The sequence below is a fragment of the Bradyrhizobium sp. USDA 3364 genome, from assembly GCF_054056355.1.
Window position 1 is genome coordinate 6,304,960 of the sequence record NZ_JBSRYG010000002.1, and the last position, 15,727, is coordinate 6,320,686.

Sequence of the window (15,727 nt, forward strand, 5' to 3'; positions counted from 1 at the left end):
CGCGCGGTCGCCGTGGAGAACGGCCATGCTGGCTGATCCTCCTGCTCCTGTCGGTGCACTGCTGACGCGCGAGGCGGTTCCCGGCCTGGTCTGGGCGTTCCGCCTGCATCACGACGGCCGCGCCGAGCCGCTTCCGATCGATGCGCCGATCGAGCCGAGCCATGACGGACGGCTGTGGCTGCACTTCAACCTCACCGACGTCCGTACCCGGGCGTGGGTCGCCAACATGCATGTCCCGCAACTCGCGCGGGACCTGCTGCTGTCGAACGATAATTTCCAGCAGATCCACATCATCGACAATTGCGTCTACGGCGTATTTTCCGACCTGGTACGGGATGTCGAGGCCGCGACCCGGGAGACCGGCTATCTCCGCTTTGCAATGACCGAGCGTCTGTTGATCAGCGGTCGCCATCAGGCGTTGTGCTCGGCGGATGCGACGCGCCGCGTGCTCGAGGGCGGCCATCGCGTCGGCAGCGTCGCGGCGCTGCTCGAGAAGATCGTCGAGGAGATCGCCGACACCATGGACCGCCTGGCCGACAAGATCGGCACCGATATCGATGCGATCGAGGAACGGGTGCTCGCCGAGGACACCGGATCCGAGCTGCGCAGGAATCTCAGCAAGATGCGCCGCACCTGCGTGCGCCTGCATCGCCAGCTCACCGGGCTGCGCGTGCTGTTTCACCGGCTCGAGCAGAAGAACACCGACGATCTCAGCCCGGCGCTGCGGTTGCAGGCCGGCAAGCTCGCGCAGCGGCTCGACGGTCTCGACCACAATGTCGTCGAACTGCACGAACGCAGCCGCCTGCTTGAGGAAGAGCTGCGCTTCAAGCTGGAAGAGGAGGGCAACCGGCATCTGCACGCGCTTGCCGTCGTCACCATGATGCTGCTGCCGCCGACGCTGGTCACCGGCATCTTCGGTATGAACACCAAGGGATTGCCGCTGACCGACACCGACAACGGCTTCCTGGTGGCGGCTGGCCTGTTGATCGGATCGGCGGCGCTGGCCTATCTACTGATGCGGCGGCTCGGCATCGTTAGGTAACGCGATCGCACCGCGGTATTTCACATGGGCGGAGTTCTTTCCCGTGCGACGTTGATGGCCGCGGTCTTCGTGCTCTGCGCGTCCGCGCCGCCGGCGCGCGCCGAGGACAAGCCGGTCGCGGACCGGATCGCCGACACGCGCGCTGCGCTCGAGGATGCCGGCTACCAGTTCAGCCTGACCTATATCGGCGAGGGGTTCGCGAACGTCTCCGGCGGCGTGAGCAACGGCGCGGCCTATACCGGCCGTCTCGATCTCGGCACCACCATCGACCTCGAGAAGGTGACGGGCTGGACCGGTGCGACCTTCCACGCCAACATGTACCAGATCCACGGCGACGGGCTGTCGCGGAGTTATGTCGGCAATTTGTTCCTGGTGTCGGGCGTCGAGTCGCTGCCGGCGACGCGGCTCTACGAGTTCTGGATCGAGCAGAAGCTGCTCGGCGGCAAGCTCTCGGTGCGCGTCGGCCAGCAGGGCTCGGACGTCGAGTTCATCGACAGCCAGTACGACGACATATTCATCAACTCGGCGCTGGGCTGGCCCGGCATTGTCGGCACCATTCTGCCGGCCGGCGGACCGTCGCCGCCGCTCGCCGTGCCCGGCATCCGCATCAAGGCCAGTCTGTCCGACCGTATCACCGCCTATCTGGCGGTGTTCGACGGTTCGGCTTCGCCGCCGCAAGGGACCGACGATCCGCAGGTGCTGAACGCCCACGGGCTCAATTTCCGCGTCAACGATCCGCCGTGGTGGATCGGCCAGCTCAAATACAAGTTCGAGATCGGCGAGAGCAAGCTGCCGGCGACCATCACCGGTGGGGCCTGGTACCACATCGGTTCTTTCGCGGATCAGCGCTTCTCGGCGGACGGGCTGTCGTTTGCCGATCCCAACAGCTCCGGCGATACGCGCTGGCTGCGCCGGGACAACGGCATCTTCATGGTCTACGAGCAGATGCTGGCGCGCGCCAAGCCGGACTCCGACAAGGGCGTCGCGTTCTTCATGCGCGCATCGGTCAGCCCGTCGGACCGCAACCTCATCAGCACCTATGTCGACGGTGGCTTCCTGTTCTCCGGCTTCAGCGAGACATATCCGGACGACCGGCTCGGCATCGCCGCGATCTATACCAGGATTTCCGACGCTGCACGCGCGCTCGACCGTGACACCCAGATCTTCACCGGCACCCCGTATCCGATCCGCGACTATGAGGCGATCCTGGAGATCACTTATCAGCACGTCGTGAATCAGAACTTCACGCTGCAGCCGATGTTTCAGTACATCGCCCATCCCGGCGGCGGCGCCGTCGACCCCAACGATCCGACGCAGACGCATCGGATCAAGGACAGCATCGTGTTCGGGATGCGCACCATCCTCTCGTACTGACCGCCGCACCGTCGCGCGGGCGCGACCGCTCAGGCCGCGGCCGGGTTCGGCTCGGCCACCGGCTTCGGTTGCGGCCGCGTGATCGCCAGCGTGATCAGCGCGGCGCCCACACAGAGCGCGCCGGCGATGAAGAAGGCCGGCAGATAGCTCGCATAGAGCGTGCGTGACACGCCCGCACCGAAGGCGGCGGCGCCGGCGCCGATCTGATGGCCGGCGAAGATCCAGCCGAACACTAGGTTGGCGCGCTCGGCGCCGAAGCGCTGCGCGGTGAGGCGCACGGTCGGCGGCACGGTCGCGATCCAGTCGAGTCCGTAGAACATCGCAAACAGCGACAGCCCGTAGAACGTGAAATCGGAGAACGGCAAGTACAGCAGCGACAGGCCGCGCAGGCCGTAATACCAGAACAGCAGATAGCGGTTGTCGTAGCGGTCGGACAGCCAGCCCGAAATGATCGTGCCGAAGAAGTCGAAGATGCCCATCGCGGCAAGCAGGCTCGCGGCCTGCACCTGCGGGATGCCGAAATCGAGACACATCGGGATCAGATGGACCTGGACCAGGCCGTTGGTCGAGGCGCCGCAGACGAAGAAGGTCGCGAACAGGATCCAGAACACCGACGATTTCGAGGAGTCGCGCAGCGTGCCGAGCGCGGCCGCCATGATCGGCGCATTGGCCGGCGGCGGCGCGGGCAGGGGCGCGGTGCCCTCATCGCCGAACGGGCGCAAGCCGACGTCGCTCGGCCGGTCGCGCAGCAGCAGGAGCACGGCAAAGGCGGCGACGCCGAGCAGGACGCAGACCAGCCCGAGCGCGATGCGCCAGCCGTAGCGCTCGGTGATGGTCGCGAGCAGCGGCAGGAACGCGAGCTGCCCGGTCGCGACGCTCGCGGTGAGCATGCCGATCACCAGGCCGCGCCGCGCTACGAACCAGCGCGCGGCAATGGTCGCGCCGAGCACCAGCGCGGTCATGCCGGTGCCGATCCCGATCACGACGCCCCACAGCAGGATGAGCTGCCAGACCTGCGTCATGGCGAGCGAGGCCAGCAGTCCGGAGACCACGATCAGCTGCGCCGCCAGCGTCACGTTGCGCAGGCCGTAGCGGTTCATCAGCGCGGCGGCGAACGGCGCCATCAGCCCGAACAGGATGAAGCGGATCGACAGCGCCGAGGAGATCTCGGCGGTGGACCAGCCGAATTCCTTCTGCAGGGGAACGATGAAGACGCCGGGCGCGCCGACGGTTCCGGCCGAGATCAGCGCGGCCAGGAAGGTCACGGCGACCATCACCCAGCCGTAATGAATGTTGCGGCGGGCGAGGGTGGAGGCAAGCCAGTTCGAGATCATTGGGTTCCAGATTGATGCAATGAGGTTCTATTCGTGATGCGCAATATGCCATGGCGTGGCTATGTCTAAAATGGCGTAGTTCCCTCGTTTTCGGACATCGGCTGGGTAATGGTTTTCCGCAAGGTCGTCATTGCGAGGGGCGAAGTGACGAAGCAATCCATAGCTCCGCATATGCGGGACGATGGATTGCTTCCGCCTTCGCCAAGGCTTCGGCGGACGAGTCGCTTCGCTCGCAATGACGGGAACGCTATCGCTCAGTGCGCCACCCGCTCGATCGCGATCGCGGTGGCTTCGCCGCCGCCGATGCACAAAGCGGCGACGCCGCGCTTCAGGTTCTGCGCTTCCAGCGCGTGCAGCAGCGTCACGATCAGCCGTGCGCCGGTGGCGCCGATCGGATGGCCGAGCGCGCAGGCGCCGCCATTGATGTTCAGCCGGTCGCGCGGAATGCCGAGGTCGCGCTGCGCCGCCATCGCGACCACGGCAAACGCCTCGTTGATCTCGAACAGGTCGACATCGCCGACGCTCCAGCCGACCTTGTCGAGCAGCTTTCTGATCGCCGGGATCGGTGCGGTGGTGAACCACTGCGGCTCCTGGCTGTGGGTGGCGTGGCCCTTGACCTCGGCCAGGACCGGCAGGCCGTCGCGGTCGGCGAGCGAGCGTTTCGCCAGGATCAGCGCCGCGGCGCCGTCGGCATTGGCCGAGGAGGCGGCCGGCGTGATGGTGCCGTTGGCGCGGAACGCGGGCTTCAGGCCGGGGATCTTTGCCGGATCGACCTTCATCGGGTGCTCGTCATTGGCGATGATGCGCGGACCGGCCTTCTCGGCAAGCGTGATCGGCGCGATCTCGGCCTTGAAGGCGCCGCTCTCGACCGCTTTGCGCGCCCGGCTCAGCGTCTCCATCGCGAACGCGTCCTGGTCGGCGCGGGTGAACTGATAAGCCTCCGCGGTCGCTTCGCCGAAATCGCCCATCGAGCGGCCGGTCTCATAGGCGTCCTCGAGCCCGTCCATCATCATGTGGTCGATGACGCGGTCGTGGCCGGCGCGATAGCCGCCGCGCGCCTTCTGCAAGAGATACGGCGCGTTGCTCATGCTCTCCATGCCGCCCGACAGCACGATCTCGGCCGAGCCGGCCTTGATAATGTCGTGGGCGAGCATCGTCGCCTTCATGCCGGAACCGCAGACCTTGTTGACGGTGGTGGCGCCGGTGGCATCCGGCAGCTTGGCGCCGCGCGCGGCCTGGCGGGCAGGGGCCTGGCCCTGGCCGGCCGGCAGCACGTTCCCCATGAACACCTCGTCGATGCGCTCAGGCGCGAGTTTAGCGCGTTCGAGCGCCGCGCCGATCACATGCGAGCCGAGCTTGTGCGCCGCAAGCGGCGTGAGCTCGCCCATGAAGCGGCCGAGCGGGGTGCGGGCGGCGGAGAGGATGACGACGGGATCGGCGCTGGATGCCATGGCGGAACTCCGTTCAATGCCGGGAATCTAATTGGATTATATGCATCATATGATGCGGTGCAAAAAATGCAACTGCGCGTCCCATGACAAAATGTCGTGTTCGCATGAATTGATGCGGGACGTTTCACCCCGATCTCGGCTGTCGTCCTGGCGAAATCCAGGGACCCATAATCACCGCATTCTGTGATGAGGGATCGCGGCCCAGCGTCGCGCAGCGATTGAGATATGGGGTAATGGGTCCTGGCCTTCGCCAGGGCAGCCGAGCCGGCAATCAATAGCGGCCACCATCGCGCTTTTGCTGCGTGAGCCATTCCGACAAGGTTTTCGTTTTCGGTGCTGGATCGCGGGAGGGCTCTCGCCGGATGGTCTTGCCGGAACGCGTTGACCGGAGCTCGGTCGATTCAGTTTCCATGGTTGAAGCCACGGATGCGGTCGATCTATCCGCAGCTTCCTTTTCGAGGCGCAGCTTTTTCAATCGCGCCATCTTGTCCCGCTCGGCCTCGGTTTCAGCAGTGTCGGACAGCAGCGCCTTGTGGTGAGCAGTCTCCGCCGAACCCAGCACTCCGATAATCGTGGTCTCGCCTAGCGCTTTGCAGGCCTCGAGCCGATGTAATCCCTCGAGCAAGACGAGCCGGCCCTCATCCGGCCGAACCAGAATCGGGACTTGTTGTCCAATTTCCAGAATGCTGGCCGCGATCTCTTGAACGACCTCAAGCCTGAGGGTTTTCCTCTTCTTCAGGGGAACGTAGATATGGTCGATTGGAAGGCTTTCCGGGCCGGGCACAGTATTAGTCCCTCCTCAGGGGCGGTCCAAAACGCGGTTCAAGGATGAAGCGCTACGCTGTAGCTGAAACCTTGTAAACCCGGGCGGGGGCCTCAAGGGCGCGGCTTCAAGGCCTAGTCTGTCCGCCAGGCGCCGAGCAGGAACCGTCGCTTCGGTGCGGAGCCGGCCTGCTTCTGTACATCGGGCAGATCGACGGCGTAACGCTTCATCACGAGCTTGATTGCGATCCCGATGATCACAAACGGCGTCACGTAGATCGCCAAAACTTCGAAGGCTGTCATGTGGCCCTCCGCGGTTTCGGACAGGCATCGTAGCACAATCATCTCGTGGGGCGGAGGAAGATAGCCGAGCCGGCGGCAGCGCGCTCTGGGTGGGCAGTGCGGCACGCTGCCGTCGACACCCCGCGCATGGCCGCATGCGGCGGCTTCAATTGACACCGACTGCCTCGGCGCTACGCTCCGGGATGGGACGTTTTTCCCAAGAGAATCAACATCCGCCATCAAGACCCAGAAGAACCAAGAAAAAGGGCAGGACACGCCGTGACACGCGTCATCGCGTCGTGAGCGGGAGCACGCGGACCTCCGCGCTCGCGCCATTCCGCATCCGCAGCTATCGCTTTCAATGGCCGTCCGACCTGCTCACCTCCTGGGCGTTCGAGGTCGAGACGCTGGTGCTCGGCTGGTACATCATGGTCGAGACCGGCTCGGTCTTGCTGCTCACCGTGCTCGCTTCGCTGCAATATGTCGGCACGCTGGTCGCGCCCGTCGTCGGCATGATCGGCGATCGCATGGGGCATCGCGATCTGCTGGCCGTGATGCGCTTCGCCTATACGGCGCTCGCCGGGACCATCATGACGCTGGCGCTGACCGGGCACCTGGCGCCGCTCAACGTCATGATCATCGTCGCGATCATGGGGGTGATCCGCCCGTCCGACCTCGGCGTGCGCGGCGCGCTGCTCGCCGACATCATGCCGCCGGAGCAGCTGGTCGGCGCCATCAGCCTGGCGCGCACCACGCAAGATAGCGCCCGCATCGCCGGCGCGCTGACCGGGGCGGGATTGTTCGCCGCGCTCGGCATCGGCTACGTCTATGTCGGGATCGCCGGCTTCTACTTCATCGCCGCGATCCTGATGCTGTGCATGAGCCGGCCGAAGCCCCATGCCGCAGCCGATCAGTCGGACATCGACTTACCGGGCTCAAAACTGCTGCGCGACCTCAAGGAGGGCATCGTCTATGCCTGGAGCGGCCCAGGCATGCGTGCCGCGCTCTGCGTCGCGTTCCTCGCCAATCTCACGGCATTCCCGCTCACCAACGGTCTGCTGCCCTATGTCGCGCGCGATATCTTCCATACCGACCAGACCGGGCTCGGCTATCTCTCCGCGAGCTTTGCGGTCGGCTCGCTGATCGGCTCGATCACGCTCAGCATGGCCGGCGGCGTGCGCATCGCGCGGCTCCTGATCGGCGCGACGCTCGCCTGGTACGCGATGCTGATGGTGTTCGTCGAGATCAGGACTATGCCGGTGGCGATGGCCTGCCTGCTGCTGGCCGGCATCGCGCAGAGCATGTCGATGATCTCGGCAGCGGTGATGCTGATGCGCAACGCCAGCGCGCATCTGCGCGGCCGCGTGATGGGCGTGCGCATGATGGTGATCTACGGCCTGCCGCTCGGTCTGCTCGCCGCCGGCAGCCTGATCGACCTGATCGGCTATACCGCGACCGGCACGCTGCTTGCCGCCGCCGGCTTCATCGCGATGCTCGCAATCGCGCTGCGTTGGCGCGCCGATCTGTGGCCGACCCACGCGCCGGCGAATGCGAGGTGAGAGGACTTCTGTAGCCCGGATGAGCGAAGCGATATCCGGGACGGTCTGGCCCCGCATGTCGCTGCGCTCATGCGGGCTACGGCACTACCGCTTGCTGCGCGACGATTAGGTTGAACTCGCAGTCGGGTAGAACTGTCTCATGAATTCGTCAATCTGGAGGTCCGTCGCCTGCCAGTGTGGACCTTGCTCACTCCGCAACAAACAGAGGCCCAGGAGTTCCAGTGGGCAATCGGCGACAAGGTGGAGCGTTTCCTTCTTAGCGATCCAGTGCTCCTGATCGCCCTTGCCAGCACGGTCAACTGTGTATCCAAGCTTGAGTAGCGTGAGGTATGCTGGGACAGCCGTGTTGCCTGCCGCCGCAATTACTTCATTCACCATTGCATCCACCGTCTCAACGCGCCGTGGTCGACTAGATCGTCAACAGCTAGCGTAGCCCAGATGGAGCGGAGCGCAATCCGGGCTACGCGCCCACGTTACGCCGCCTGCGCTGCGCGGCGGATGTGGACCGGCACCGACTTGTAGGACGGCGTGCCGCTTTCCTTGTCCTGGTAGTCGAGCGGCACCAGGCCGTTGGCTTCGGGATAGTAAGCGGCGACCGAGCCGCGGGCGATGTCGTAGACGATCGCGGTCAGCGCGAGACGGCGTGGCTCGCCTGAGGGCAGCGCGGTCTCGATCTCGACGAGATCGCCATGGGCGAGACCGCGCGCAGTCAAGTCCGCCTCATTGGCGAACAGCACGTCGCGCCGTCCGAACACGCCGCGATAGCGGTCGTTCAGCCCGTAGATCGTGGTGTTGTACTGATCGTGGCTGCGGATGGTGGTGAGCTTGAGGACGGACTTGTCCGACAGCACCGGGTCCTCCTCGAGGCCGTCGAAGATCAGGAATTCGGCCTTGCCTGACGGCGTGGTCCATTTGCGCTCGGTCGGCGGCAGCGGCAGGCGGAAGCCGCCGGGAATCCGGATCCGTGCGTTGTAGTCTTTGAAGTCGGGGAAGACGCCCTCGATGGCGTCGCGGATGCGGTCGTAATCGGCGACCAGCTCGGCCCACGGCACCTTGCTCGAAGGCAGCGTCGCCATCGCCACGCCGGCAATGATCGCCGATTCCGACAGCAGGAACTCGGAGGCCGGGGTGAGCTTGCCGCGCGAGGCGTGCACCATCGACATCGAATCCTCGACGGTGACGACCTGCGGGCCCGAGGCCTGGATGTCGCGCTCGGTGCGCCCCAGCACCGGCAGGATGATCGACTGCTTGCCGATGAGCAGATGCGAGCGGTTGAGTTTGGTGCCGAGATGGACGGCAAGCTCGAGCTTGCGCATCGCGGCCGCGCAGCGTTCGGGGTCGGGCAGGGCGATGGCAAAATTGCCGCCGAGGCAGATCAGCACCTTGGACCTTCCGTCGTCGATCGCCTCCATCGCGGCGACCGCGTCATGGCCGTGATGGCGCGGCGGCTTGAAGCCGAAAGTGCGCTCGATGCCCTCGAACATCGGGATATTCGGCTTCTCGGTGATGCCGACGGTGCGATTGCCCTGCACGTTGGAATGGCCGCGCAGCGGGCAGATGCCGGCGCCCGGCTTGCCGTAATTGCCCTTCAGCAGCAGCAGGTTTGCGATCTGCTGGACATTGTCGGTGCCGCGCATGTGCTGGGTGATGCCCATGCCGTAGGTGACGATGGTGGCGTTGGATTTTGCATACGCGACGGTAACCTCGCCGAGCTGGGCGCGGCTGAAGCCAGACACGGTCTCGATCTTATCCCACGGCGTTGCGCGGAGGTCGGCCGCGAACGCGTCAAAGCCGTTGGTGTGCTCGGCGATGAAGGCGTGATCGAGCACGTCGTGGCTCGTATCATCCTTCTCGATCAGCGCCTTCATCACCCCCTTCAGCACCGCGGCGTCGGCGCCGACCTTGGGTTGATAATAGGTCGAGGCTATCCGGGTCGAACCCAGCGTCGCCATCTCGATCGGGTCCTGCGGATCAGCAAAGCGCTCCAGTGCGCGCTCGCGCAAGGGATTGAACACGATGATCGGCACGCCGCGGCGCGACACCTCCCACAGCGTGCCCATCATGCGCGGATGGTTGGTACCGGGGTTGTGGCCCATCGCGATGATCAGCTCGCAATGGTCGAAATCGTCCAGCGACACCGTGCCCTTGCCGATGCCGATCGATTGCGGCAGCCCGACGCTGGTGGCCTCGTGGCACATGTTGGAGCAGTCGGGGAAATTGTTGCTGCCGTATTCACGCGCGAAGATCTGGAACAGGAAGGCGGCCTCGTTCGAGGCGCGGCCGGAAGTGTAGAACTCGGCCATGTTGGGATCCGGCAGCGCGCGCAACGTCGCGCCGATCCGCGCGAAGGCGTCATCCCAGGTGATCGGCCGGTAGGTGTCGCTCGCGGCGTCATAGGCAAGCGGCTCGGTCAGGCGGCCCTCGTTCTCGAGATGGTAATCGCTCCAGCCGAGCAGCTCGGTGACGGTGTGGGCGGCGAAGAATTCGCCCGTAACGCGCTTGCTGGTCGCTTCCCAGGTGACGGCCTTGGCGCCGTTCTCGCAGAACTGGAAGGTGGAGGTGTGCTCCTTGTCGGGCCAGGCGCAGCCCGGACAATCGAAGCCGTCGGGCTTGTTGGTGCGCAGCAGCGTGATCGGCGCCTCGACCAGATCCATCTGGGTGCGAACCGCCTCCGCGGTGGCCTTGAGGGCGCCCCAGCCGCCGGCCGGAGCATCATAGGGGCGGATACCGGGAACGTCGCGCTTTTGGACCATATGTCCTCCTGCTGCTGTTGAGTTCTGACCCCGTGCGTTTGTCCCGAAATTGATTTGTCTTGTTGGCCGCGAGTGCGGCGATCCGCGAGATCAGCGCGTTCCGATCGACGTTCTCGATCTGGGGCACCTGCTCGTCATGGAGACTAGCCTAATCGGCTTGGGTTTGCGGTCAACAGTCCGTAAGACCGGCACGTAGCCCGGATGGAGCGAAGCGCAATCCGGGGCAGTTTGATCCGCGGATGGCACGTCCCGGATTTCGCTGCGCTCCATCCGGGCTACAAGGTGTCACTATTACCGCTTCCGATCCAAAAACCCCTGCAGCAGCCGCTGCGGCTCGCCGGTTTGGAACGACTTCCCGAACACCCCGACGCTGAGGTTCACGGACTCGGTCAGCGGCAGCTCCTCCCATTGCCGCAGCAGGTCCTTCTGGATACGCAGCGCCTCGGGGCCGCATTCCAAGAGCGCCTTCACGGTGTGCTCGACGGCGTCGTCGAGGCCATTGGGCTTTGCCACGGTGTCGATCAGGCCCCAGGCGAGCGCGGTCGGCGCGTCGATGTTCTCGGCGGTCATCATCAGCCAGCGCGCGCGGCCCCAGCCGATCAGGCGCGGCAAGAGCGCGGCGTGGATCACCGAGGGGATGCCGACCTTGACCTCGGGCATGCCGAACATCGCGTCATGCGCGGCGATGCGGACGTCGCAGGCGGCCGCGACCTCGAGGCCGCCGCCGAGGCACCAGCCGGGCAGGCGGGCGATCACGGGTGCCGGGAATTTGCGCACCGCCTCGCAGAGGTCGCGCAGGCGGCTGATGAACGCTTCGGCCGATTTCTGGTCGAGCGTCGCCATCTCCTTGATGTCGGCGCCGCCGATCATGCTGCGCTCGCTTTCGCCGGCCAGGATCACCGCGCGGATGGTCGGATCGGCGGCCAGATGCTCAAAGCCCTCGCGCACGCCGTTGGTCACGGCCGAGTTGACGATGTTCAGCTTGCCGGCGTTGCAGATCGTGAGGCGGACGACGCCTCTCGCGTCGCGGTCGATGCCGCAGTGGGGATTGAGCATGTCCATGGAATGGTTCCGGCGCAGGAATTGATCGCGCCATGTCCCGGACAAACCCGGTCCCTGTCAAGCGCGGGCGCAGCGGTTGCGCCGGTGGACGCGGATGTATAGAATTATATATATCATATAAAAGGAGCCGTCATGACCGTCGCCGAGACGTCAGATCTTCATTCGCCCGAACTGACGCGCACGCGCGTGGTGGAATGGCAAGCACCCGGACCGGTGGCGAAGGCGGCGATGGCGATGTCCGGCATCGAGGCGATGCGCGCGATCCGCGACGGGAGGTTGCCGCCGCCGCCGATGGCCAGGCTGATCGGCTTCCGCATGGCCGTGGTCGACGAGGGGCGGATCGTGATGGAACTCGAACCGCATGAAAGCCTGGAGAACACGATCGGCCTGCTGCACGGCGCAACCGCCGCCGCGCTGCTCGACACCGCGATGGGCTGCGCGATCTCGACGGTGCTGCCGGCGGGGCAGACGTCGGTGACCCTCGACCTTAAGCTGACCTATCTGCGCCCGCTGTCGGCGCGTTCGGGAACAATCTCGGCCGAGGGCAGGGTGATCAAGCTCGGCCGGCAGACCAGCTACACCGAGGGCTTCGTCCGCGACGGCAGGGGCAATCTTGCGGTGCACGCGACCGCGATTTTTTCCATGCTCGGCGAGGAGCCAAAGGCGAAATAACTGCAGCATTCCCCGCGCAAATCTGCTATTATATGATTAGAAACATTCCATGAGATCGGCATGCGCTATTCGAAAGAACACAAGCAGGAGACCCACGCGCGGATCGTGAAGAGGGCGGCGACGCGGCTGCGCGAGCGGGGCGCGCATGGCATCGGCGTCGCTGACCTGATGAAGGACGCCGGCCTGACCCATGGCGGCTTCTACGCGCATTTCGATTCGCGCGAGGCGCTGGTGATCGAGGCCTTCAACTACGCCATGGACCGCGCCAACGAGCGCTGGCGCAAGGTCACGGCGGATGTGCCGCCGGAGAAGCGGCTTGCGACCATCGTCGACGGCTACCTTTCGGCGGTCCATCGCGACGATCCCGGCCAGGGCTGCGCGGTGCCGGCGCTGGGCGCCGAAATCGCCCGCGAGAGCCCGAAGACCCGCAAGGCCTTTGCGCTCAAGCTCGACCAGATGATCGACATGATCACCGACCAGATCCAGGACGTGCCGCGCAAGGCCGCGCGCAAGCAGGCGATGGCCACGCTCGCGACCATGCTGGGCACCATCGTGATGTCGCGGATCGCGGGCAGCGGCGAGATGTCCGACGAGATCTTGAGCGCGGGCCGCGAGGCAGTGCTCGGCCGCGCCGCCGCGAAGGCGCCGGCGAAGAAGAAGGTGAATTAGGGCGAGCTATCTCCCCATCGTCGTCCCGGCGAAGGCCGGGACCCATTACCCCAAATGTTGGTTGGTTGATTGCGCTGGGGCCGTCATCTCGACCACGATGCGCAGTCGTGGTTACGGGTCCGGCTTTCGCCGGGACGACGGAGAGATCACATCCCGCTGAACAGCGCGCGCTCGGCTTCCACGGTCTCGTAGATGTAGTCCGCCACCGCGCGGATACGGGCGAGGTCCTTGCTGTCGGCGTGCATCAGGAGCCAGAAGGTGCGGGATATCCGGACCTCGTCGCGCAGCACCGGCTGCAACTCGGGGTGGGCCGTCGCCATGAAGTGCGGCAGCACGGCGATGCCGAAGCCGGCGATGGTGGCGTTGAGCTGGGCGATCAGGTTGGCGCTGCGGAATTTCGCGGAGATTTTCGGCGAGACCTGCGGCAGGTAGTCCAATTCCGGCGTGAACAGCAGCTCCTCAATGTAGCCGACAAAACGATGCCGCGGCAGGTCGGCGCGCGCTGCAATGGCCGGCGCCTGCGCCAGATAGGCGGGTGCGGCATAAAGCCCGAGCGTGTAGTCCAAAAGCTTGCGGCCGACGATGCGGCCTTCCTTCGGCATGGTCAGGCTGATCGCGATGTCGGCCTCGCGCTTGGACAGCGAGAACAGCCGCGCGGTGGCGACGAGTTGCAGATCGAGATCGGGATACCGCTCGGTGAACTTGACCAGCCGCGAGGCCAAAAAGTGACTGCCGAAGCCATCGGGCGCGCCGATCCGCACCGTGCCAGTGAGATGGGCGCGCGAGCCGCCGACCGCCTCCTGGTTGGCGACGATGGTGGATTCCATCGCCTCCGCGCTGTCGGCGACGCGCTGGCCGGCCTCGGTCAGCAGGTAGCCGGTCTTCCGCCGATCAAACAGTTTTGCGGAGAGGTGGCGCTCCAGCCGGTCGACACGGCGGATCACTGTGGCATGATCGACGCCGAGCTGCTTGGCGGCAGCCGAAACCGACCCGCCGCGCACGATGGCAAGCACGAAACGGAAGTCGTCCCAGTCGATTGTGCCGCCGCCTTGATCCAGCATTTCCGCACATCTATGGTGCAATTTATCGGACTTGAATCCTATAAAATGCAGGGTCAATAGGGTTTGTAAAGTGATCCCGCCGGCCGGCTGGCGATTCAGGTCCTTCAGGGAGGTTATCCATGCGCTCAATCGGACATTTCATCGGTGGCAAGGAGGTCAAGGGCACCTCGGGCCGTACGGCAGACGTCTTTGAGCCGATGACCGGCGACGTCCAAGCCAAGGTCGCGCTGGCCTCGAAGGCCGAAGTCCGCGCGGCGGTCGAGAACGCCAGGGCCGCGCAGGGCGAATGGGCCGCGACCAACCCGCAGCGCCGCGCCCGCGTCATGATGCGGTTCGTCGAGCTGGTGCAGCGCGACTACGACAAGCTCGCCGAGCTGCTCGCGCGCGAGCACGGCAAGACCGTTCCCGACGCCAAGGGCGACATCCAGCGCGGCCTCGAGGTCGCCGAGTTCGCCTGCGGCATCCCGCATCTCATGAAGGGCGAGTACACCGAGGGCGCCGGCCCCGGCATCGACATCTATTCGATGCGGCAACCCTTGGGAGTCGTCGCCGGCATCACGCCGTTCAACTTCCCGGCGATGATCCCGATGTGGAAGTTCGCGCCGGCAATCGCCTGCGGCAACGCCTTCATCCTGAAGCCTTCCGAGCGCGATCCCGGCGTGCCGATGAAGCTCGCCGAGCTGATGATCGAGGCGGGCCTGCCGGCCGGCATCCTCAACGTCGTCAACGGCGACAAGGAGGCGGTCGACGCCATCCTCGACGATCCCGACGTCAAGGCGATCGGCTTCGTCGGCTCGACCCCGATCGCGCAGTACATCTATGAGCGCGCGGCGCAGACCGGCAAGCGCTGCCAGTGCTTCGGCGGCGCCAAGAACCACGCCATCATCATGCCCGATGCCGACATGGACCAGGCGGTCGATGCGCTGATCGGCGCCGGCTACGGCTCGGCCGGCGAGCGCTGCATGGCGGTGTCGGTCGCGGTTCCCGTCGGCAAGACCACGGCCGACCGGCTGATGGACAAGCTGATTCCGCGCGTCGAGTCGCTCAAGATCGGCACCTCGGTCGATCCGTCGGCCGATTACGGCCCGCTGGTGACCCGCGAGGCGGTCGAGAAGGTCAAGAGCTACATTGATATCGGCGTCAAGGAAGGCGCGACGCTCGCCGTCGACGGCCGCGGCTTCAAGATGCAGGGCTACGAGAAGGGCTTCTATCTCGGCGGTTCGCTGTTCGACAACGTCACCAAGGACATGCGGATCTACAAGGAAGAGATTTTCGGCCCGGTGCTGTCGGTGGTGCGTGCCAAGGACTATCACGAGGCGCTGGCGCTGCCGTCCGACCATGACTACGGCAACGGCGTTGCGATCTTCACCCGCGACGGCGACGCCGCGCGCGACTTCGCGGCCAAGGTCAATGTCGGCATGGTCGGCGTCAACGTGCCGATCCCGGTGCCGATCGCCTACTACACCTTCGGCGGCTGGAAGAAGTCCGGCTTCGGCGATCTCAACCAGCACGGTCCGGACTCGGTCCGCTTCTACACCAAGACCAAGACGGTGACCTCGCGCTGGCCGTCCGGCGTCAAGGACGGTGCGGAGTTCTCGATCCCGACGATGAAGTGATTTCCAGAGCCGTCATTGCGAGCGCAGCGAAGCAATCCATCTATCCTCCGCGTGGAAGAATGGATTGCTTCGTCGCTTCGCTCCTCGCAA

Annotated in this window: 13 protein-coding genes; 6 read left to right on the plus strand and 7 right to left on the minus strand. The window is 65.3% G+C overall.

Annotation, left to right across the window (positions count from 1 at the left end; all coding sequences use genetic code 11):
* Window positions 1-25 precede the first annotated feature (25 nt).
* Together ACVILL_RS29380 and ACVILL_RS29385 are read left to right on the plus strand one after the other, a co-directional pair.
* Window positions 26-1,042, plus strand: coding sequence for a transporter (locus ACVILL_RS29380; protein ID WP_456732245.1), 1,017 nt, complete (start codon window positions 26-28; stop codon window positions 1,040-1,042).
* A 54-nt stretch (window positions 1,043-1,096) separates the two neighbouring features.
* A complete protein-coding gene (locus tag ACVILL_RS29385; RefSeq protein WP_456732246.1) occupies window positions 1,097-2,416 on the plus strand; it encodes a carbohydrate porin in 1,320 nt (439 codons plus the stop codon).
* Window positions 2,417-2,445: 29 nt separating this feature from the next.
* Here ACVILL_RS29385 and ACVILL_RS29390 read toward each other — a convergent pair whose 3' ends face one another.
* The 4 genes from ACVILL_RS29390 to ACVILL_RS29405 form a co-directional block, all read right to left on the minus strand.
* Window positions 2,446-3,750, minus strand: a complete 1,305-nt coding sequence (locus ACVILL_RS29390; protein ID WP_456732247.1) for an MFS transporter — start codon at window positions 3,748-3,750, stop codon at window positions 2,446-2,448.
* Window positions 3,751-4,004: 254 nt separating this feature from the next.
* Window positions 4,005-5,201 (minus strand): acetyl-CoA C-acyltransferase, encoded by a 1,197-nt coding sequence (locus tag ACVILL_RS29395; protein ID WP_456732248.1) that lies wholly within the window; start codon window positions 5,199-5,201, stop codon window positions 4,005-4,007.
* 271 nt (window positions 5,202-5,472) lie between these two features.
* Window positions 5,473-5,985, minus strand: a complete 513-nt coding sequence (locus ACVILL_RS29400; protein WP_456732249.1) for a chromosome partitioning protein ParB — start codon at window positions 5,983-5,985, stop codon at window positions 5,473-5,475.
* A gap of 113 nt (window positions 5,986-6,098) precedes the next feature.
* Window positions 6,099-6,266 carry a hypothetical protein gene (locus tag ACVILL_RS29405; protein ID WP_456732250.1) on the minus strand — a complete coding sequence of 56 codons (168 nt, stop codon included), beginning with the start codon at window positions 6,264-6,266 and terminating at the stop codon, window positions 6,099-6,101.
* 278 nt (window positions 6,267-6,544) lie between these two features.
* On the opposite strand from ACVILL_RS29405, the gene ACVILL_RS29410 reads away from it, so the two are divergent.
* Window positions 6,545-7,804 (plus strand): MFS transporter, encoded by a 1,260-nt coding sequence (locus tag ACVILL_RS29410; protein ID WP_456732251.1) that lies wholly within the window; start codon window positions 6,545-6,547, stop codon window positions 7,802-7,804.
* 473 nt (window positions 7,805-8,277) lie between these two features.
* Here ACVILL_RS29410 and ACVILL_RS29415 read toward each other — a convergent pair whose 3' ends face one another.
* Together ACVILL_RS29415 and ACVILL_RS29420 are read right to left on the minus strand one after the other, a co-directional pair.
* The gene (locus tag ACVILL_RS29415; RefSeq protein ID WP_456732252.1) at window positions 8,278-10,557 is read right to left on the minus strand and encodes an FdhF/YdeP family oxidoreductase; all 2,280 of its coding nucleotides are present in this window, start codon (window positions 10,555-10,557) and stop codon (window positions 8,278-8,280) included.
* Between the two features lie 291 nt (window positions 10,558-10,848).
* Window positions 10,849-11,619 carry an enoyl-CoA hydratase gene (locus tag ACVILL_RS29420; RefSeq protein WP_456732253.1) on the minus strand — a complete coding sequence of 257 codons (771 nt, stop codon included), beginning with the start codon at window positions 11,617-11,619 and terminating at the stop codon, window positions 10,849-10,851.
* A gap of 132 nt (window positions 11,620-11,751) precedes the next feature.
* Here ACVILL_RS29420 and ACVILL_RS29425 point away from each other — a divergent pair, with 132 nt between their 5' ends.
* Both ACVILL_RS29425 and ACVILL_RS29430 read left to right on the plus strand, forming a co-directional pair.
* A complete protein-coding gene (locus ACVILL_RS29425; protein ID WP_456732254.1) occupies window positions 11,752-12,291 on the plus strand; it encodes a PaaI family thioesterase in 540 nt (179 codons plus the stop codon).
* Window positions 12,292-12,351: 60 nt separating this feature from the next.
* Window positions 12,352-12,960 carry a TetR/AcrR family transcriptional regulator gene (locus tag ACVILL_RS29430; RefSeq protein ID WP_456732255.1) on the plus strand — a complete coding sequence of 203 codons (609 nt, stop codon included), beginning with the start codon at window positions 12,352-12,354 and terminating at the stop codon, window positions 12,958-12,960.
* A gap of 146 nt (window positions 12,961-13,106) precedes the next feature.
* Here ACVILL_RS29430 and ACVILL_RS29435 read toward each other — a convergent pair whose 3' ends face one another.
* Window positions 13,107-14,021 (minus strand): LysR family transcriptional regulator, encoded by a 915-nt coding sequence (locus ACVILL_RS29435; protein ID WP_456732256.1) that lies wholly within the window; start codon window positions 14,019-14,021, stop codon window positions 13,107-13,109.
* 119 nt (window positions 14,022-14,140) lie between these two features.
* Here ACVILL_RS29435 and ACVILL_RS29440 point away from each other — a divergent pair, with 119 nt between their 5' ends.
* A complete protein-coding gene (locus tag ACVILL_RS29440) occupies window positions 14,141-15,637 on the plus strand; it encodes a CoA-acylating methylmalonate-semialdehyde dehydrogenase (protein WP_456732257.1) in 1,497 nt (498 codons plus the stop codon).
* Window positions 15,638-15,727 lie beyond the last annotated feature (90 nt).